The 16,890-nt window shown below is 61.1% G+C and carries 22 protein-coding genes and 1 tRNA gene; 14 read left to right on the forward strand and 9 right to left on the reverse strand.

Annotation, left to right across the window (positions count from 1 at the left end):
* Positions 1 to 79 precede the first annotated feature (79 nt).
* Positions 80 to 153 (forward strand) — tRNA-Ile (locus tag ACYJ11_RS09470).
* Between the two features lie 732 nt (positions 154 to 885).
* A complete protein-coding gene (locus ACYJ11_RS09475; protein WP_461647602.1) occupies positions 886 to 1,743 on the forward strand; it encodes a hypothetical protein in 858 nt (285 codons plus the stop codon).
* Between the two features lie 145 nt (positions 1,744 to 1,888).
* Here ACYJ11_RS09475 and ACYJ11_RS09480 read toward each other — a convergent pair whose 3' ends face one another.
* Positions 1,889 to 2,317 (reverse strand): arsenate-mycothiol transferase ArsC, encoded by a 429-nt coding sequence (locus tag ACYJ11_RS09480; protein ID WP_461647603.1) that lies wholly within the window; start codon positions 2,315 to 2,317, stop codon positions 1,889 to 1,891.
* Between the two features lie 189 nt (positions 2,318 to 2,506).
* On the opposite strand from ACYJ11_RS09480, the gene ACYJ11_RS09485 reads away from it, so the two are divergent.
* Entirely contained in the window at positions 2,507 to 2,668 is a 162-nt protein-coding gene (locus ACYJ11_RS09485; RefSeq protein ID WP_154021003.1) for a DUF7560 family zinc ribbon protein, read from the forward strand.
* Positions 2,669 to 2,770: 102 nt separating this feature from the next.
* The gene (locus ACYJ11_RS09490; RefSeq protein ID WP_461647604.1) at positions 2,771 to 3,637 is read left to right on the forward strand and encodes a DUF4013 domain-containing protein; all 867 of its coding nucleotides are present in this window, start codon (positions 2,771 to 2,773) and stop codon (positions 3,635 to 3,637) included.
* Positions 3,638 to 3,679: 42 nt separating this feature from the next.
* Here ACYJ11_RS09490 and nreA read toward each other — a convergent pair whose 3' ends face one another.
* Positions 3,680 to 4,969, reverse strand: coding sequence for a DNA repair protein NreA (gene nreA, locus ACYJ11_RS09495; protein WP_188977832.1), 1,290 nt, complete (start codon positions 4,967 to 4,969; stop codon positions 3,680 to 3,682).
* A 100-nt stretch (positions 4,970 to 5,069) separates the two neighbouring features.
* On the opposite strand from nreA, the gene ACYJ11_RS09500 reads away from it, so the two are divergent.
* Genes ACYJ11_RS09500 through ACYJ11_RS09510 form a run of 3 tightly spaced genes read left to right on the forward strand, consistent with a single transcriptional unit; the run spans position 5,070 to position 6,656 of the window.
* A complete protein-coding gene (locus ACYJ11_RS09500; RefSeq protein ID WP_461647605.1) occupies positions 5,070 to 5,465 on the forward strand; it encodes a hypothetical protein in 396 nt (131 codons plus the stop codon).
* Between the two features lie 47 nt (positions 5,466 to 5,512).
* Positions 5,513 to 6,109: a ribonuclease HI gene (rnhA, locus tag ACYJ11_RS09505; RefSeq protein WP_188977836.1), complete on the forward strand. Its 597-nt coding sequence runs from the start codon at positions 5,513 to 5,515 to the stop codon at positions 6,107 to 6,109.
* Positions 6,102 to 6,656 carry a DUF7108 family protein gene (locus ACYJ11_RS09510; protein WP_188977838.1) on the forward strand — a complete coding sequence of 185 codons (555 nt, stop codon included), beginning with the start codon at positions 6,102 to 6,104 and terminating at the stop codon, positions 6,654 to 6,656. The genes rnhA and ACYJ11_RS09510 overlap by 8 nt, the downstream gene beginning before the upstream one ends.
* A gap of 84 nt (positions 6,657 to 6,740) precedes the next feature.
* Here ACYJ11_RS09510 and ACYJ11_RS09515 read toward each other — a convergent pair whose 3' ends face one another.
* Positions 6,741 to 7,100 carry a PadR family transcriptional regulator gene (locus ACYJ11_RS09515; protein WP_004593840.1) on the reverse strand — a complete coding sequence of 120 codons (360 nt, stop codon included), beginning with the start codon at positions 7,098 to 7,100 and terminating at the stop codon, positions 6,741 to 6,743.
* A 297-nt stretch (positions 7,101 to 7,397) separates the two neighbouring features.
* On the opposite strand from ACYJ11_RS09515, the gene ACYJ11_RS09520 reads away from it, so the two are divergent.
* The 3 genes from ACYJ11_RS09520 to ACYJ11_RS09530 all read left to right on the forward strand — a co-directional run bounded on the left by ACYJ11_RS09520 (position 7,398) and on the right by ACYJ11_RS09530 (position 9,617).
* The gene (locus ACYJ11_RS09520) at positions 7,398 to 7,931 is read left to right on the forward strand and encodes an inorganic diphosphatase (protein WP_004593839.1); all 534 of its coding nucleotides are present in this window, start codon (positions 7,398 to 7,400) and stop codon (positions 7,929 to 7,931) included.
* Positions 7,932 to 8,061: 130 nt separating this feature from the next.
* Positions 8,062 to 8,187, forward strand: a complete 126-nt coding sequence (locus tag ACYJ11_RS09525) for a hypothetical protein (RefSeq protein ID WP_268238767.1) — start codon at positions 8,062 to 8,064, stop codon at positions 8,185 to 8,187.
* Positions 8,188 to 8,273: 86 nt separating this feature from the next.
* Positions 8,274 to 9,617 (forward strand): alkaline phosphatase family protein, encoded by a 1,344-nt coding sequence (locus ACYJ11_RS09530; protein WP_461647606.1) that lies wholly within the window; start codon positions 8,274 to 8,276, stop codon positions 9,615 to 9,617.
* A gap of 47 nt (positions 9,618 to 9,664) precedes the next feature.
* On the opposite strand, the gene ACYJ11_RS09535 is transcribed toward ACYJ11_RS09530, so the two are convergent.
* Positions 9,665 to 10,738: a tubulin/FtsZ family protein gene (locus tag ACYJ11_RS09535; protein ID WP_170098465.1), complete on the reverse strand. Its 1,074-nt coding sequence runs from the start codon at positions 10,736 to 10,738 to the stop codon at positions 9,665 to 9,667.
* Between the two features lie 127 nt (positions 10,739 to 10,865).
* The gene (locus ACYJ11_RS09540; protein ID WP_461647607.1) at positions 10,866 to 11,135 is read right to left on the reverse strand and encodes a MarR family transcriptional regulator; all 270 of its coding nucleotides are present in this window, start codon (positions 11,133 to 11,135) and stop codon (positions 10,866 to 10,868) included.
* A gap of 141 nt (positions 11,136 to 11,276) precedes the next feature.
* On the opposite strand from ACYJ11_RS09540, the gene ACYJ11_RS09545 reads away from it, so the two are divergent.
* The gene (locus ACYJ11_RS09545; RefSeq protein ID WP_188977846.1) at positions 11,277 to 11,807 is read left to right on the forward strand and encodes an SRPBCC family protein; all 531 of its coding nucleotides are present in this window, start codon (positions 11,277 to 11,279) and stop codon (positions 11,805 to 11,807) included.
* Between the two features lie 15 nt (positions 11,808 to 11,822).
* Here ACYJ11_RS09545 and ACYJ11_RS09550 read toward each other — a convergent pair whose 3' ends face one another.
* Positions 11,823 to 12,488, reverse strand: coding sequence for a halocyanin domain-containing protein (locus tag ACYJ11_RS09550; protein WP_188977848.1), 666 nt, complete (start codon positions 12,486 to 12,488; stop codon positions 11,823 to 11,825).
* A 127-nt stretch (positions 12,489 to 12,615) separates the two neighbouring features.
* Between ACYJ11_RS09550 and ACYJ11_RS09555 the strand changes: the two genes are divergently transcribed.
* On the forward strand, positions 12,616 to 13,365 hold the full coding sequence (locus ACYJ11_RS09555) for a hypothetical protein (RefSeq protein ID WP_188977850.1): 750 nt from the start codon (positions 12,616 to 12,618) through the stop codon (positions 13,363 to 13,365).
* Positions 13,366 to 13,579: 214 nt separating this feature from the next.
* On the opposite strand, the gene ACYJ11_RS09560 is transcribed toward ACYJ11_RS09555, so the two are convergent.
* Both ACYJ11_RS09560 and ACYJ11_RS09565 read right to left on the reverse strand, forming a co-directional pair.
* Positions 13,580 to 13,771, reverse strand: a complete 192-nt coding sequence (locus ACYJ11_RS09560; protein ID WP_004593831.1) for a DUF7333 family protein — start codon at positions 13,769 to 13,771, stop codon at positions 13,580 to 13,582.
* A gap of 149 nt (positions 13,772 to 13,920) precedes the next feature.
* Positions 13,921 to 14,670 (reverse strand): hypothetical protein, encoded by a 750-nt coding sequence (locus ACYJ11_RS09565; RefSeq protein ID WP_461648430.1) that lies wholly within the window; start codon positions 14,668 to 14,670, stop codon positions 13,921 to 13,923.
* A gap of 78 nt (positions 14,671 to 14,748) precedes the next feature.
* Here ACYJ11_RS09565 and ACYJ11_RS09570 point away from each other — a divergent pair, with 78 nt between their 5' ends.
* Complete coding sequence (locus tag ACYJ11_RS09570; RefSeq protein ID WP_461647608.1) at positions 14,749 to 15,054, forward strand: MazG-like family protein; 306 nt, start codon at positions 14,749 to 14,751, stop codon at positions 15,052 to 15,054.
* Here ACYJ11_RS09570 and dnaJ read toward each other — a convergent pair whose 3' ends face one another.
* Positions 15,055 to 16,209, reverse strand: coding sequence for a molecular chaperone DnaJ (gene dnaJ / locus ACYJ11_RS09575; RefSeq protein ID WP_188851879.1), 1,155 nt, complete (start codon positions 16,207 to 16,209; stop codon positions 15,055 to 15,057). It abuts the gene before it with no gap.
* 111 nt (positions 16,210 to 16,320) lie between these two features.
* On the opposite strand from dnaJ, the gene ACYJ11_RS09580 reads away from it, so the two are divergent.
* On the forward strand, positions 16,321 to 16,836 hold the full coding sequence (locus ACYJ11_RS09580; protein ID WP_461647609.1) for a hypothetical protein: 516 nt from the start codon (positions 16,321 to 16,323) through the stop codon (positions 16,834 to 16,836).
* Positions 16,837 to 16,890 lie beyond the last annotated feature (54 nt).

The raw sequence follows: 16,890 nt of genomic DNA on the forward strand, positions 1-16,890 counted from the left end.
CCCTGACGCGGTTTCACATCCCCAACCGGCCGCGAAACGTTACCCTTTTCAATACCCCTCGGGTACAAAAGAATGCGTTGGGCCAATAGCTCAATCAGGTTGAGCGCTCGGCTGATAACCGGGAGGTTCGCGGTTCAAATCCGCGTTGGCCCATCCCGAGTTCTTCCCGTTCCTTGCTTTACCAGAACCGAATCTACAGTGTTGTAGATTGTCTATTTCGGCGGAATTGAAAGATGCCGTTGAAGCAAGTTTCTGTCCGCTCGCAAGGGAACCTTGCGGCCGCCGCAGTCTAGCGGTCACTCCGCATCTATCCACAAACGAGCATTGACAAGAGCAGATGCACGTGGAATAAACATGCCCTCCACTCGACGCGGCTTTTTGACCGGGAGCGGTGTGATCATAGCGTCGCTATCTGGCTGTGCCAACTTTGGCTCCAGCACACCTCGTATCGCCAAGTTAGCGGTCACGCTCGAAAACCGAACGAGCGAAGACCAAGTGTTTCATTTCGCTGTTGAGACGAGCGAGGGGCTTCGGGAACGGGTAACACAGACGGTCGCCTCGAACACCAGCGAGACTGTCGTGAGAGAGCCGGAAGAGAAGTTCGAACCCGTAGCCATTCACGGTGTCGTCGATACTCACACAGCCCGTGGCGAGCTCCTCAGCAGCAGTGAAGCTGGAATACGCAAAATATGTCTACGGGTCACCTTCAGATGTAGCGCGGCCACGGAACCGACATTCCTGCAAGACACGGACATCCGTTGCTGACGGATCGATGGGGCGGTGAAGTTCACATTCACCGAAGCGGCATACAGTAGCGAATTATCCACGATCGCCAGAGAAACCTCATCCAGAAAGCTTTCCTTCCGATTGGCTGTCAGTAGCTGTATGCGACGACGCCAGTTCCTCGCAAGTGGAACAGCCCTCCTCTCGGTCGCTGTCGCCGGCTGTGGTCATCCCTCCGTCGTGCTGGACATGGATAACGCGACAGCGGCCGATATCGCCGACGAAGTTTCGATGTCGCCCGGCCCCGAGTCGACGGAGTACACGGTCGCTTCGGAGGCCATCGAAAACGGCTCTGCGACGCGCCGAGGGCGACACGAGCTGTTCGACCAGATTGATACCGTCCGGATCGACGATGCCTTCTACGACGTTTCGGAGACGGCACTCGAGAGTAGCGACGTGACGGTGTACGAGGTACGGATCGATTTCGATCCGGATGATTCGACGGCTGAGATCGGCGAAATCGCCTACGAGGAGCTACCGGCGGTAGACCGCCAGCGCCTTGACCCGATCATTTCGGACGACGACCCGCCCAGCGGGGACGGGTACGACGTGGGTGTCGGGTACGGCACTGCCGAAGAAGTGGGGAACGGCTCGGTGTTCGTTCCCGAGCAGCAGTACGATATTCTCGTCCACGACGGCGACCGCTACCGGGTGACGGTCAGCACACGAACGACGACGGAGACCGAATACCGATACGAGGCGACGGAAGTCGCGTCGGGTGTCGACTCGTTTGCTGACCAGATTCGAGACCAGTACTTGTTCACCCTCTCAGGCCTTTCTGAAGCCGAGCGAGAAGTCGTTGAAGAGGCGATTGACGGCGGCTACTTCGAGGATGACGAGGCCTTTCGGTCGGTCACTGACCGCATTCGGGAGCACGAGGGAATCGAGGTCACGGATAGCTATGGGACGTGGCTCCTGAGCTACGAACAGGTCGAGTATCTTACGTACGTTGAGTGGTAGTCTGCTGTCAAGGGCTGAGGCTATTCGGCCGATGCGTCGGACCGCTCTAACTTCAGCGTCTGCAGCAGGTATCGGTTATAGTAGCCACTGAAATCCAATGTACACCAGATCGCACGAGAGCAGTGCGCTCAGTGCGTAAATCGTTTCAATTGGTACTGCTGTCGGTGAACTCGTCGAACAGGTCGGCGACACGCTTCTCGATCTCATCACGGATTTCCCGGACCTGTTCGATTGGCTGTCCGTGCGGGTCCTCTAGCGCCCAGTCGCGCACTGCGACATCGGCGTCGAGTTCGAGCGTCGAACACCCCATTGTCGCAACGACAGTACACTCGTTGAGTTCGTCGTCCGAAACCGCTTGTGGGGCCCGGTCAGAGAGGTCGATGCCGAGTTCAGCCATCGCATCGACGACCCCCGGATGCACTTCGTCCGCGGGGTCTGTGCCGCCCGTCAGGATTTCGACCGCATCTTCGAGTCCGCGACGGGTGCGTTCCCGCTCGGCAAACGCTGCGGACATCTGGCTCCGGCCCGCGTTCTGGACGCAGACGAACCCGAACTTCAGCGGCGTATCAGTCATCGTGTAATCGTACCGAGCGAGTGGAATAATCCTTCCTAAGACAGCTATTGTGGGCTATATATGAGATCCTCCATCGTACGGCAGTAGCGGTTGGCGAGCTGACCCGCGAGCGGGACGCTCCCACGTACGTATAGCCCCTCCACATTGAGGGGGCAGTTCCTTGGTCTATCCAAGTCCGTGCCTGAATACATGCCGGAGTACCGCTTCACATGCCCGAACTGTGGTGCGTGTGCAACGGTCGACGATGGCGTCCGGGAGCGCCTGTTGGTCGTTGGATGCCCGGTTTGTGCCGAAGAAGTCGATGCCCCGGCGTTTGTCGAGGTTCCGCCACACAGCACCGATCGAACCTGAGCCACGCCGTTGCCCGTACTGAACTGGTCCAAGAACTGGGATGTCTGGCTCGTTTTCAATTATTACACAACTTATTTGAACCTATCTTAAGACTGACTGAACATGATAGAGGACGCACTTCGCTATCAGACACAGGGCGATGACTGGGCCAAACGCGTCGCACTCGGTGGGGTTGTACTGTTTTTCGGCTTTTTGCTCGTTCCATTGTTCACGTTCCAAGGATATATGCTCGAAGTAATGCGCCGTGTCCTCAGGGGTGAGACTGACACGCCGCCAGCCTGGGACGAACTGGATCTGGTCGACATCACCGTTGACGGGGTCCGACATACGGTCGTCGTTATTGGATACGGTTTGCTGCTCACTCTCGCACTTGCTATCCCGGGCCTGCTGGTGATCGGCGGTGGACTCGGCGGCTCGGAGGGGTTGCTGCTCGTCGGTTTTCTCGTCGCTGCTTTGCTCTACTTTATCGGAGTTCTTGCAATGGCAGTGATACTACCCGTTGCGACAGGGAACTTCGTCCGGGCTGACAGTATCGCTGCGGGCTTTGACCGTGATGTTCTCTCGTCTGTCGGGACAAGTCGAACAATGCTGATGGCCGTGGTGATGGCGTTTGCGGTCAACATCCTCGTCTCCGTTGGAGCGACCGTCCTGGGATTCACCATTGTCGGCTATCTCGCCGTTCCGTTCCTCGCGTTCGTCGGCCAGTCCGCGATCATGTATATCTGGGGGCGTGGCTTCGCGGACGCATACGAGGAGGCGTACGGCGAACCGCCGCTCACACCCACCACTTCGACTGGCGGGACACACGGGTCTGGCCCATCCACGACAGAGACCGTCTCGGGTGTGAACGATCCGGTGGATGATAGGTACGCCGACGATTCGGGCCGGAGCGACGACACTGACGATAGCGGATTCGGCACCTCAGCCTGGGACGATACCGGTGACGGTGACAGCGGACGACGCCGATAACGGTTGCTGGACACAGGTCGTTTACCACACCGCGAGGCGCTGTTAGAAATCGCTTAACTGCGACTGGAGCCCGGCGACGAGCTCGGACTTGCGACGTAACTGCCCGAGAGTGACGGGGAGCTGGTCGGCGATAGCCGTCAGCGTCTCCCGGAAGGACTGGGCGGTCCCGGGTTCCCCGTCGAAGGCATTCCGGACGCCCTCACGCACCTGCCAGACGCCGACCGGTGCCCAGTAGTCGTCGGTGATTTCCCGTAGCACCAGACACTTCGCCTGTTTGTCGCGCTCCTGTAGGTGTTCGAGGACGCCGAGTCGTGCCGCGTAGTACGCTCCCGCAGTCTCCTCGACGTAGGCGGTCCGTCCCTCGTATCCCTCGTGAGCGCTGGACATGTAGTAGCCCGTCTCCGGGCGCGGGTTCCAGACGCTCTGGGGCGCTTTCATCTCGACGAGTTCGAACTCCCAGCGACCGGGTGCGAGCACGACCCAGTAGCGGTTCCCCATGTACTCGTTGTACCACAGCTCCGGCTTGTCGATGGTGTCGGCGTTGCGCAGCGTACCACGGACGTACTGCCCGACCGTGTCGTCGACGGCAGTGATCGACCATCGCGTCGGCACCAGCGAGCGCTCGCTGGCCTGCCCGAGCGCACCTGCCGAGAGGATGGTGTTGATGTCGTACACGTCGAACCCACGGCGGTACAGGTACGCCATCGCGCCCTCAGCACGCCAGTCGTCGTCCGACAGCGTCTTCTCTACGGGTCGGGGCACGTGTGGGTTCTCCGCTAAGTCGGCACCAGTCGCGTGGGCACGCGGCCCCGTCGGCGTCCCAACGTCGTCGAAACTCACATCCATCTCGGGAGTCCCGTCGAGACCGACCTCCACGTCCACGGGATGATCCGCGATGGCGACTTCACGCTGGACGCCGACGAAGCCGTTCCAGACGTCGTGGACTCCGCCACCGCCGCGCCCGCCACCGGCGCTGACGGAATCGACTGATGTCGTCTGGGTGGAGTTCACCATACCGGTCCGGCGCTGGAGCACGTCCTCGATACCCAGTCCCTCCTGGTACCAGTCGCCGCTGGTCGCGAACCCAGCAGCGGCGGCGTCGGTATCGACCGGAGAGAGCAGGCCTGTCGAGACGTTGGGATACCCCGACCGGCCGACGAATATCTCTGGGGCCGTCGATCCGAACAGCGAATCACCCTGCACTGCTGCCTCGAACTGCTGCTCGACGTCTTCGAGGTGGTCGGTGATGGCGTAGGATTTCTCCGCCGCGAGACGCCGCCGCTGTGCGGCTTCATCCTCCTCGAACCCCTCGATGAACTCGTCGAGTTGCATCTGTCACGCCTTCGGTCCTCCCCGATAAGAACCTTTCCAGCGGTCCGTGGGAGAGCAACTCTTACAGGGTTGGATTGAGTAACAACAGGTGATATAAATCATGGTAAATACCACGAAGTGGTTCCTGCTCGGCGCAACGCTGGTCAGCATGGTTGTCATATTCGTCTCGGCGATCATTCCGGTCGCGTACCAGCAGGCACTTGTCAACCTTCTCGTCGGGGAACTCGCAGCCCTCACGCTCGCTCATTCCACCTACCGTGTCTCGTCGGGAAAACAGGTAAGCCCGCTTGCAGCGGCGATAGCCATTCTGTCCGGGATTGTCCTGTTTCTCTCACCAATCCTCATTGAGCCTGTCGACCCAATCCTGTCAATAATGTTTGCCGCCGGAACCGTTGTCACCGTTGGCGCGCTGGTCGGCGTTCTAGGTCGGTTCCTTGGTGGTGAAGAGGGTCGACAGACCGGTGCCGAGCGAATCAGCAGGAACGCCGGGAACTGACAGGCCGACCACAACGTCTATACCGACGGGTCAGCCACCCTCGGACAATGCCGGTCATCGAATGCGACGAGACGACGGCCCGCGAGCGCCTAGCGGATGCGGGACTCGACATCGAAGCGGGAAACACCGATCACGAGCGCTGGCGCGTCGACTACGGCGGCGCGACGGCGGTTGCCTACGACGGAAAAGTCGTCGTGCAGGGCGAGGAGTCCGCACAACTTGAGGCCCTGTTACGCGGCAATGACGGCGGGCGAGTCCATGCGTATTTTGATGGCGCATCGCGTGGCAATCCAGGGCCGTCCTCGGTCGGCTACGTGCTGGTCGACGACAGCGGGATTGTCACGGAGGGTGGGGAGACGATCGGTACAGCGACAAACAACCAGGCGGAATACAGAGCGCTCATCCGTGCGATCGAAGTCGCACGCGATTACGGATTCGACGACGTCCATATCCGGGGTGACTCAGAGCTTATCGTCAAACAAGTCCGTGGTGAATGGGATACGAACGACCCGGAACTGCGCGAAAACCGCGTCCGCGTGCGTGAACTGCTGACTGGTTTTGACGACTGGCAGATCGAGCACGTTCCGCGAGAAATAAACGACCGTGCGGACGAACTAGCAAACGACGCACTCGACGATGACTGACCTGCCGACAGACGTGACCGAACGGGCCGAACGGCTGACCAGACTCGCTCGCGAGGCAGTCGACGATGCCGAGGCCGACGCCTACAGGACCGAACGCGACGAAATCCTCGCCGAGTACGACTACACCGCTCGCATCAGGAACGACGGGACGGGTGACGTACTCGTCTGCCATCCCGTCGAATGGGTCGATGATGGCGTCATCCGTCCCGAGCGGGTCGACGATATCGACCGTGGCGTCGAGATACGACTTTCGGGTCCCGGCGACCCGGACGAGTGGGAAGAGATCGACGCTGCAAACCGGGCTGTCGTCGAAGCTGTGACCGAAGCGCACGGTGAGATACACGGCGCCAACGCGGAGCTGCTCGCCGATTTCATGGGCAACCACTACGCGAAACCGATCTCGGAGGCGACACCGGACGAAATTCAGGAGTTTCGGGACGACTACGTCCGACGGAACGCGTGGCCAACTGCGGAACAACAGTCAGTCCTCGACCGGTCGATCCGTCTTACTATCGAAGAAGCTGGTGGCCGCGCTCCCGACCTGTAACTGTCCGGTACACCTGCTGGTAATCAGTGTCTGTTTCGCGTTAAGAATTGATTAACAGTAGTTCGCAGGTGCCCAGGTGCGAGTCTACTGCTGTGCCGCGATCAGATCACGGAGTTCGTCGGCTCGACCGTCGTCGGAGATGAACTTCCCGAACACCCATCCGAGCTGGTCAAGGACTGCGTCCTTGCCCGACTCTGTCAGGGAGTACTGGTTCGTTCGCTTGTCGAGTTCGCTCTTCTCGACGAGTCCCATCTCGACGAGGTCGTCGAGGTTCGGGTACAGGCGACCGTGGTTGACTTCGTCGTTGTAGTATTCTTCTAGTTCGCGCTTGATAGCGAGACCATACCGCGGCTCTTCAGCGAGTATTACCAGGATATTCTGCTGAAAAGCGGTAAGTTCTTTTGCGATGCCCGGACTGTCAGTAACTGTTTGTGCCTCTGACATAGTTGAGTAAATGTCAGCAAGCTATTTAACACTTGTTAACCCTGGCGCACAACGCCTGCTGTGGGGCATTAACCCCCACACAACTAGCAGGTACAATAATATCGAGAAAGTTATATTATGTGGCTTCAGTTGAATTGAGTTTCCGATTAATCTGCTTTCAGATTGTCGTTTACAGGTAGTAAGTGTAATCTAAGAATATATCTATAGTTAGATATTATTGGGTTATATAGCGCATAATACCGAATAGCTACGGCTATTACGAAAAGATTTTTTGACGGCGTCGCGCAGTCGCCGGTGATGACGAACCTCTGGGAAGACCTGGAAACTGGACCGAACCCACCCGAAGAGATCTACGCTGTCGTCGAGTGCCTAAAAGGCGAGCGTAACAAGTACGAATACGAAAAGGACATCCCTGGTGTCGTCCTCGACCGTGTTCTCCACTCGAACGTTCACTACCCGTCTGACTACGGTTTCATTCCGCAGTCGTACTACGACGACGAGGACCCGTTCGACGTGCTCGTTCTCGTCGAAGACCAGACGTTCCCCGGCTGTGTCATCGAGGCCCGCCCCGTCGCCCTGATGAAGATGGACGACGACGGCGAGCAAGACGATAAGGTCATCGCAGTTCCGATCGAGGACCCGCGCTACGATCACATCGAGGACCTTGACGACATCCCGCAGCAGACCCTCGACGAGATTGACGAGTTCTTCTCGACCTACAAGAACCTCGAAGAGGGCAAAGAAGTCGAAACGCTGGGCTGGGAGGATAAAGAGGCTGCAAAGGACGCTATCGTCCACGCTCAGGAACTGTACGACGAAGAGTTCAACTGACGCTTCCGGTACCACTTTTTGCGGTTTCGTTCCACCGCCGCCGTATTTCCAGAAGTAATACCGGCAGGCGTCTCCGATTATGTATGAGCATGGGTAATTTTTTGCCCGTGTAACCACTATCGATACACGTATGACTACTGATGACACCGACGCGGCGCTGGACCACACGACTGTCGTTCCGCGAGTCGAGCGGCGGTCGACACCCGGAATCGCACACCTAACTGTGGTTCCGGAGAACGCGGACCAGCCGTCTTGACCTTGGGCTGTGTCGATGATATTGCCGCTTTCGATGACGCGACTCCGAAAAGAAGTTTCTTGTTCCTGACCTGACTAACGGGTTGTATGGGATTATTCGACCGATTGAAGGGCGACGATGCACCGCGTGTTGCCTTCTTCGGCATCGACGGCGTACCGTTCAGTCTCATTGACGAACACCCTGACGTGTTTCCGAACCTCACGGAGATGGCGTCGGACGGAAGCGCCGGCCCCATCGACAGTATCGTTCCTCCCGAGTCTAGCGCCTGCTGGCCGGCGCTGACGACCGGCGTTAACCCCGGACAAACGGGCGTCTACGGCTTCCAGGACCGCGAGGTCGGTTCGTACGACACCTACGTACCGATGGGGCGTGACGTGCAGGCAACGCGACTCTGGGATCGCGTCACTGACGATGGCCGCAATGCCACGGTGCTCAACGTACCGGTCACCTTCCCGCCACAGCGGAACGTCCAGCGGATGGTGTCGGGCTTTCTCTCGCCGGGCGTCGACAAGGCCGCCTATCCGGATGAACTCCGTGACCATCTTCAGGACAGCGACTACCGGATTGATGTCAACGCCAAACTCGGCCACGACGACGACAAGAGCGACTTCGTCGAGGACGCCCACAAGACGCTCGAAAAGCGTTACGAGGCGTTCAAGCACTACGTCGAACAGGACGACTGGGACCTGTTTTTCGGGGTGTTCATGACCACTGACCGGGTCAACCACTTCCTGTTCAAAGATTACGAGCGCGACGGCGAGAACCAGGAGGCGTTCTTCGAGTTCTACAAGCAGGTTGACGCCTATCTCGGCGACCTGCGCGACCGACTCCCCGACGACGTGACGATGGTCGTCGCCTCGGACCACGGCTTCACTTCCCTCGACTACGAGGTCCACTTCAACGAGTGGCTCCAGCAGGAGGGGTGGCTCGACTACGCTACCGACGACCACTCCGAACTCGGCGATATCAGCGAGGACACGAAAGCCTACTCGCTCATCCCCGGACGGTTCTACATCAATCTAGAGGGCCGAGAGCCGAACGGCAGCGTTCCCGAATCCGAGTACGAGTCCGTCCGTGCGGACCTCAAGGAGAAACTCGAATCGCTGGAAGGCCCCGACGGCAAAAAGGTCGCCGACCGTGTCGTGACCAAGGAAGACGCCTTCCGTGGCGACCACGACGACATCGCACCGGATCTCACCGTCGTCCCGAACCACGGATTCGACCTCAAGGCTGGATTCAAAGGCTCGGAGGACGTGTTCGGTGTCGGGCCGCGAAACGGGATGCACAGCTTCGACAACGCGACGCTCCTGGTCGATGACCCGGACGTTCGCATCGAAGATGCCGACCTCTACGACATCACACCGACGGTTCTCGACCTGCTTGACCACGACTTCGACCGCGCGAAGTTCGACGGTAGTAGTCTCGCCTGAGGCTGCCGTCCCAGTCGAGTGGTCCCGGTATCTGCGCCGAAAACAGTTTAGAACAGTCCGTCCAGTTCGTCGCTTGTGAACTCATCAGGGTCGGTCGTCCCGCCCTGTGAGTTCGCTGCTTCTGTGGCACGTTCCATGAATTCGTCGACCCGTTCGGACCGTTCGACGCCCGAAAGGACGATCAGCGACGCGACTTTGTCCGACCCGAGCGGGAAGTCCCCGCCCCGGACCTCCATACTCCCGGTCTGATCTTCCACCCAGCGGCGCGCTCGTTCGACACCTTTCCGCGAGAGACGTTCGGGGTCACCCGCGACGACGAGGAGAGCCGAGTCGGCCTTGACCGCGTTGGGCAGGCTCATGCTCGTAAGGAGGGCTTTCCGGGTGACGCTGGTGATGGTGTTGACGTTCTCGCTGGCGTCCTCGCTGGCTTCGGCGCTGGCGTAACCGATAGAGGCGATGCCGCCGCCCCTGAGCGTGTTGATGATCTCGGAGGAGTCGACGACGCTCTCGCCGACTCCCTCGACTGCCTCGCCGGAGGCGAACAGCAGGCCGACGCGCTGTGAGATGGCGTCGTTGACGCGCTCGAAGCCGGCGGCGACGCTGTCGCCGCTGCCCCGCCAGGCGTCGTTGTCGACGAGGAGGAGGGAGTCGGCCTCGCGGGCAGCGGTCTTGAGCGAGCGACCGGCATTGGCCTGATAGAGGCCACCTTCGTCTCGGCCGGGGAGAATACCGAGGACGTACACCGGCTTCTCGTAGATGCGCTTGAGTTCGCGGGCGAGCATCGGTGCGCCGCCCGAGCCGGTGCCGCCGCCGAGTCCGGCGACAACGACGATGGCCTCGGCCTCGGTCGTGATGCGACCGTCGAGTTCGTCGAGCACCTCGGTGGCGTTCTCTTGCATAATCTGTGCCCCGAGCTCGTTGTCACCGCCGACGCCGTGACCTTTCACCCGGTCCTGTCCAATGAGGGTTGTGTCGATATCGAGGTTCTGGAGGTCGGCCCGCGCCGTATTGACGGCGAGAGCACCCCGGACAGCGTCAAACCCCATGTCGTAATCGAATTGGGCGAGCGACTGGGTTACTTTCCCGCCAGCCTGCCCGACACCAATCAGGACGACTTTCATACCAGATGTCTTGTGAGGGTGACTAATCAACGTTGTCCTCACACTGTGAACGGACGACAAAGAGGATGAAACGGCCCTTGGTGTGGAATGCAGGACCCGGTTGCTAGACGTGAAGCGTGTTGGCTGGTTACTCGACCCGGAGCGTATAGATCCGTTTGCGCGCGTCGGCGAAGGAAAACCGGGAGTCGATGACGCCAACATCTTCGAGACGAGAGAGGGCGTACCGGACGGTCCGCGGCGGCAGCAGCGTCTCCTCGGCCAGTTGGCTCTGGGTCAGAGTCTCGTTGTACTCCAGGACTTTCGCGACGAGTTTCGCGCTCGGCGGGAGATCGCGGACTGCCTCCCATCCACTGTTCTCGCTGTCGGCATCAGCGGACTGGATATCGGATGCACTCATGGTACTACCACTGTATCCAATACAGAGTGATAATATTTACTGTTCGTAATTATGCTCTGTGGAAATCTTTCGGCAAAAAACGCGGCCGCGGACGGAGTCTATGCCCGAAAGTTTACCTTCGGTACATCCGGTGTCACAGACGTGGACGAAGTCGAGGTCAGCACGGTTGTGTATGTCCCACCCGAAGAGGTCTACGAGTTTCTGCTGGACTTTCCGGGCTACGCACGATATTCCGAATACCTCGACCGCGTGGTACAGGACGGCGACGGCTCGCCGGGGACGAACTACGACCTCGTGTTCTCGTGGTGGAAGCTCTCCTACACCGCTCGGTCGGAGGTGACTGACGTTTCGCCGCCGACGTGCATCGACTGGCGGATCGTCAAGGACATCGACGCCGAAGGGTACTGGGCAGTCGAACCTGACCCGGACGGCGTCCCAGCGGACGTGGAGACGGCGTCACGGGTGCGGTTTCACGTCGCGTTCGACCCCGGGTCGGCTTCCAGCAGTGCCGTCGACCTCCCCCGGCTCGTTTCGATGGACTGGGTTATCGAGAAAGTCAAACCGCTCATCCGCAAGGAGGCGACCAAAATCGTCGAACGTGTCGTCGAGGATCTCGAAGGGCAGGAACGGGATGTCGACCTGGAGATTCACGCTGGCCCGGATTCGGTGTAATGCGGCGACGGAGTGTTACTCGGGCGTCTCGTAGTCGCCGCCGTACCGGATGAAGAAGTACCCAAGTCCGAGCGTCGCCACCATCACGAACGAGGTTGCGACGCCGAGCGTCTTCGCGCTGTTTGGCACTTCCGGCGGGCCGGAGCTCCCGCCACCACCGCCGCCGGAGGACTTCGTCGGGTAGTCCGTCCCGACGACGATGGCTCCCTTCATCCCGAGGCTCTGGTGTGGCACGCAGACATAGGGGTAGATGCCGTCCTCCTCGAAGGTGTGCTCGTAGTTGACACCGGCGCTAGAGACGGCGCTCCCGGAGTCAAGCGGCCCCTCTCCGTCCGAGACGACGTTGTGGCCGCCGCCGTTGCCCGTCCATTCCCACTGGACGGTCGCGCCGTTGTCCACGTGAATCGCTGGCGGGCCGAAGCCGAACGATCCCCCGTTCGCATTCACGCCGACTTCTACTGTCGCGGTGTCTTGTCCGGTCGCATCGGCGACCGAGCCATCGAAGTTTCCAACCTGGTCGAGGAACCCGCCGAAATCCGGCGGCCCACCGCCGCCACCACCGTCGCCGCCTTCGGTACCTTCCTGTGCGGTCGCGGTGCCTGCTGCGGCCGACGCAGCCGTGGCCCCTGCCGCCGTCCGCAGGAAGCCCCGACGGGACACGTCCGCTCTACCGTCTGTCATACCTGACCGTTTGTGACTCCCCGTCCTGAATATGTCGGTTTCGGATCGGGCAGTACTCTTCACAGCGATATCACAACGGTCACGGCTGCCGTGAAACATTTAACGCCGGTAGAACGAAACCACCGGTATGTCTACCGGAAGCCACGGGGTCGTCGGCGGGGTCCGTATCGACCTCAACCGATTACACGAAACGTGGATGGAACTCGTGTATCCACGTCAGCGAAACGCCAACGACACCGTCCTCGGGACGTGGACGCCGGACTCTGCGACCGGGTTGGCTCTCTATCGACTCTGGTCTGCGCTCGGTGTCCCAGTCATTGCGCTGGTGTATCCGCTGGTCCTGTGTGGCGTCGTCCTGCGGTACCAGACTCGTCGTATCGACGGCACCGCGACGCGGCTTGGCGTTGTCGGCGTCATTCTCCTCTCTGTGCTTGTCTGGGGCGGCTTAGCGGCGCTCGCCCGGTTCGAGCCCGGGAGCATCGACCTCGTGTCGGGTGGATTCACCGCTGTCGCTGTCGCCGGCGGCGTCGCGACGCTGTCAGCCGCGCTCGCCGTCACGTTCCGGCGCGTCGGCGGCCGCGGGACGACGGTCGCGCTGGCATACCCGTTCGCTATGACGGCCATCTTCCTGCCGCCGGTCGTCGCGGCGCTGTACTCGACGACGGTCGCCTCGGTCGTCATTCCCGCAAGCGACTCCCTGTCTCGGTGGTTCCTCTACGAAGTGCTGGCCGCTGTCGGTGTCGCGGAGTTCTTCATCGAGAACTTCGACCGGGAAGGCATCGCCTACGTTATTATCTGGCTTGGTATCTCTATCCCGCTTGGGTGGGTGCTCGGTCTGCTGGTGACGCTTGCGGACTTCGTCCGCCCGACTGAGTGACTGCAATTCGACGACTCCGGCTCCGGCGACAGACCTATTCTGAATCCGACGGGAGACTCACCGAACACGGTCAATTTGTCGTTTGATAGAACCCCCTCACACACAGCCGAACCAGCCCGACATACAGCCGTGCTGGTAACCGAGTGAAGTTGAAATAGGAGTGGTTTAGGGTAGTGATTCCGTGACCATGCAGACCGTGTGGACCGAGAGATTGTTACGGACTGGCGCGGAACTCGCCGTGCTTCATCCCAAAGAAGAACGCGATGACCGAGAAGACGATCATCGAAGGCAGCACCATCATGAACACTGTCGAGCGACCCATCACACCCATAGACATGAATGCCACCGTCGCGACGGCGACAATTACAACGAGTGGGGCTACCGCGGTCTTGAAGTCAAAATCCATACGTTTCCTTGTAGCCGGACAGATAAATTCTTTAAGAAAGCAACAGCGTCCATCAGCTGACTGACCAGCGATTCCGCTTTGCATCCGCACCAACACGGCGACTACCACGTACCCGCTACGCACATTGGTGACGAACGTCTGCCGGATTGCTACGACGGTGTCGCGTCGCCCGGCCGAACAACGGTTTCCTCGGGCGCATCCCCCTCGGAAACGGCGATATCCGAAGCCTCATCGCCACCGAATACAACCGTCGCACCGGTCCGCATCGGTGCAAGCAGTCCGGCGACGACCGCGCCCGCAGTTGTCATCGGTGCCCGGAGCGCGACGGTCGTCTCCGCGTCGATATCGTAGTCGGCGACGACCCGGCCGCTCTCGGCCATGAGTTCGCCGTGCGTGTACGTTCTGTCGGCCGCCAGTACGTCGTCCTCGGGCGAAACTTCGCCCGGCGGCTGGAGCGGGTTCTCGCTCCACAGTTCCCGCTCGAACTGGGCGATGGTGGGGTCATCGACCGGGCCGCCGTAGGCCAGCCCCTTCGTTCCCGGTCCCTGCGTGTAGCGGTCGAGCCACGCAGCCGGTGCGATAAGTGCCGTCGCGTCGACCGCATTCGGCGGGTCCATATCCACGACTGCGCCGTCAAGCGCCGCCGCGAGGAAGGCAAGCAGTGCGTCCGGCGCGTCCCGGAGGTAGCCCGGCCGATCTTCGTCGGTCGGCTCTTTGGGACCGACGACGACGGCGACCCGCGTTCCGTGTCGGACGCCATAATGTCGCAGCAGATTCCCGCCTTTCCAGGCGTTCGTGGCGAAATCGGAGTAACTGTACGGCGCCGATCGCTCCGGGGAACGAAAGAGGACACCGTCGCGGTCGCGGGCCTGCGCGACAAGGTCACCGAGTACCTGCATACGTCGTCGTTCGGCCCCACCGATAAAAAACAGCGCGGCCACAAAGCCGATGTCGGTGGCCTCGTCCACGCTCTAGAAATGAAAAGACAGAAACAAGTCGCCGACGTGCTCAGGCACAACGACATCGACACACCGCCCGCCCACCGGCTGCTCGACGTGGTAGCTGAACTCGGCGATATCGCGGCCGAAGTCAACGAGACGACCGGCTATGGTACCGACTCGACGGCACTGTCGATACGGGAGGCGGAACTCGGCGACGCCCTGTTCGCGCTGCTCGCACTGTGTGAACGACTCGACGTCGACGCTGATACCGCGCTCGCAACGGCGCTTGCAAAATACGAGGGGCAGTCCGGGTCAAACGGGACGCCGGCGAGCGGCAACTGACTACAGCGAGTTCTTCAGTTTCTCGAAGAAGCCTTCCTCGACGTCGACTTCCTCGCCGCCGGCCTCCGCGAACTGCTCGAGAGCCTCTTTCTGTTCGGCGTTGAGGCTGTCGGGCGTGACGACCTGTACCTGAACGTAGAGATCACCCGTGCCGCGTCGGCGGAGTCGGGGCATTCCCTTCCCCTCTAAGCGGAACACCTCGCCGCTCTGGGTACCGCTTGGCACGTCGACTTCCACCTCGCCGTCCAGCGTCGGGACGGTGATGGTGTCGCCGAAGACGGCCTGCGGGAACGAGATGGCCTGCTGGTGTTGCAGGTCGTCGCCGTCGCGCTCGAAGTCCGGGTGATCGCGGACGCTCACCTCGATGAGCAGGTCGCCGTTCGGGCCGCCGTTTTCTCCAGGCGCGCCCTCGCGCTGCATCCGGAGCGTCTGCCCGTTGGCGATGCCGGCCGGGATCTCGACTTCGAGGCTCGCGTCGTTCTGGACGACGCCGTTGCCCCGACAGGTCGAACACGTCTCGTCGTACAGCGTCCCCTCGCCGTCACATCGGCGGCAGGTCGTCGTTTGCTGGACCCGCCCCATCGGCGTCTGCTGGACCTGCGTCGTCTGACCCTGCCCGTTACACTCCGGGCAGGTCTCCGAGTCGGCCCCCGGCGGATGCCCGGCCCCGTCACAGTCATCGCAGGCTTCCGGGCGGGTGACGTCCAGCTGCTTCGTCGCGCCGTTGTAGGCCTCTTCGAGGTCGATTTCCAGTCGCGTCTGGAGGTCCTGGCCCTGTCGCCGTCGGCTACCGCCGCGCCCGCCGCGGCCACCACCGCCGAAGAACTGGTCGAAGATATCCTGCATATCGAAACCGCCAGCACCGCCGCCGAACGGGTCCCCACCCATCCCGCCGCGGCCGCCGCCACCGCCAGCGCCGCCGCGCTTCTCGGCCTGCTCGAAGCGCTCATGGCCCATCTGGTCGTACATCTGGCGCTTCTCCTCGTCGGTGAGGACCTCTTTGGCCTTCTTGGCCTGCTTGAACTTCTCTTCGGCGTCGGGGTCGTCGCTCACGTCCGGGTGGTATTCCCGGGCTTTCTCCCGATAGGCCTCCTTGATCTCGTCTTCGGAGGCGTCCCGAGAGACACCCAGTATCTCATAGAAATCCTGACTCATTCGTTGTACAAGGCTTAGACGATTGAGCTACTTCAAAAGAACGGGTTGCCGACTAATCGTGTTCGACCCGTACCGGGGCGCTTATTTTCGTCCCGGGAGAGCCCTCCAGCAATGAGTCTCGAGTCGTCGCGCGGTCGAGGTCTCGTCACGGTCGAGCGAGTCGCAGTCTGGGGACTCGCGGCACTGGCCGTCGCCGGGTTGGTCGCACTCGTCGTCGGTCCGGGCGCTGACCTGCGGACGGCGTCGCCGTCGGTCACTATCGACGGCCAGTTCGACGCCGAGACGGGGTCGGTGACGCTTACTCACGCCGGTGGGGACCGGCTCATGGACACCAGTACGCGCGCGCTGGAGCTCGTCGTCACCGACGCGGACCGGAACCGCTCGACCACGCTGACGTGGGCCGAGGCGGACCAGTTGCCCGTCGGCCCCGGCGATACGGTCGTCGTTGACGACCCGCGCGTGGACTCGGACGGCGACGGGAACTACCTCGATGGCGACGTCTCGGTCGGCTTCTATCTCGACAGCGGCGACACCGTCGCAGTCCGCTGGACCGGCCGGCCACTCGGTGCGCCGGACGAGCGGACAACGACGCTCGACACAGTAACGCTTGGGAACGAGACTGGCTGACCGTTTCCTCTCACAGGTGTCCGCTAGAGCATCTTCGGGAAGCGTCTCCTCTCG

The sequence above is a fragment of the Haloarcula sp. H-GB5 genome, assembly GCF_054850705.1.

Coding starts and splice junctions, on each gene's coding strand:
- ACYJ11_RS09475 (WP_461647602.1), top strand. CDS start 886: ATGCGACGACGCCAGTTCCTCGCAAGTGGAACAGCCCTCCTCTCGGTC.
- ACYJ11_RS09480 (WP_461647603.1), bottom strand. CDS start 2,317: ATGACTGATACGCCGCTGAAGTTCGGGTTCGTCTGCGTCCAGAACGCG.
- ACYJ11_RS09485 (WP_154021003.1), top strand. CDS start 2,507: ATGCCGGAGTACCGCTTCACATGCCCGAACTGTGGTGCGTGTGCAACG.
- ACYJ11_RS09490 (WP_461647604.1), top strand. CDS start 2,771: ATGATAGAGGACGCACTTCGCTATCAGACACAGGGCGATGACTGGGCC.
- nreA (WP_188977832.1), bottom strand. CDS start 4,969: ATGCAACTCGACGAGTTCATCGAGGGGTTCGAGGAGGATGAAGCCGCA.
- ACYJ11_RS09500 (WP_461647605.1), top strand. CDS start 5,070: ATGGTAAATACCACGAAGTGGTTCCTGCTCGGCGCAACGCTGGTCAGC.
- rnhA (WP_188977836.1), top strand. CDS start 5,513: ATGCCGGTCATCGAATGCGACGAGACGACGGCCCGCGAGCGCCTAGCG.
- ACYJ11_RS09510 (WP_188977838.1), top strand. CDS start 6,102: ATGACTGACCTGCCGACAGACGTGACCGAACGGGCCGAACGGCTGACC.
- ACYJ11_RS09515 (WP_004593840.1), bottom strand. CDS start 7,100: ATGTCAGAGGCACAAACAGTTACTGACAGTCCGGGCATCGCAAAAGAA.
- ACYJ11_RS09520 (WP_004593839.1), top strand. CDS start 7,398: ATGACGAACCTCTGGGAAGACCTGGAAACTGGACCGAACCCACCCGAA.
- ACYJ11_RS09525 (WP_268238767.1), top strand. CDS start 8,062: ATGACTACTGATGACACCGACGCGGCGCTGGACCACACGACTGTCGTT.
- ACYJ11_RS09530 (WP_461647606.1), top strand. CDS start 8,274: ATGGGATTATTCGACCGATTGAAGGGCGACGATGCACCGCGTGTTGCC.
- ACYJ11_RS09535 (WP_170098465.1), bottom strand. CDS start 10,738: ATGAAAGTCGTCCTGATTGGTGTCGGGCAGGCTGGCGGGAAAGTAACC.
- ACYJ11_RS09540 (WP_461647607.1), bottom strand. CDS start 11,135: ATGAGTGCATCCGATATCCAGTCCGCTGATGCCGACAGCGAGAACAGT.
- ACYJ11_RS09550 (WP_188977848.1), bottom strand. CDS start 12,488: ATGACAGACGGTAGAGCGGACGTGTCCCGTCGGGGCTTCCTGCGGACG.
- ACYJ11_RS09555 (WP_188977850.1), top strand. CDS start 12,616: ATGTCTACCGGAAGCCACGGGGTCGTCGGCGGGGTCCGTATCGACCTC.
- ACYJ11_RS09560 (WP_004593831.1), bottom strand. CDS start 13,771: ATGGATTTTGACTTCAAGACCGCGGTAGCCCCACTCGTTGTAATTGTC.
- ACYJ11_RS09565 (WP_461648430.1), bottom strand. CDS start 14,670: ATGCAGGTACTCGGTGACCTTGTCGCGCAGGCCCGCGACCGCGACGGT.
- ACYJ11_RS09570 (WP_461647608.1), top strand. CDS start 14,749: ATGAAAAGACAGAAACAAGTCGCCGACGTGCTCAGGCACAACGACATC.
- dnaJ (WP_188851879.1), bottom strand. CDS start 16,209: ATGAGTCAGGATTTCTATGAGATACTGGGTGTCTCTCGGGACGCCTCC.
- ACYJ11_RS09580 (WP_461647609.1), top strand. CDS start 16,321: ATGAGTCTCGAGTCGTCGCGCGGTCGAGGTCTCGTCACGGTCGAGCGA.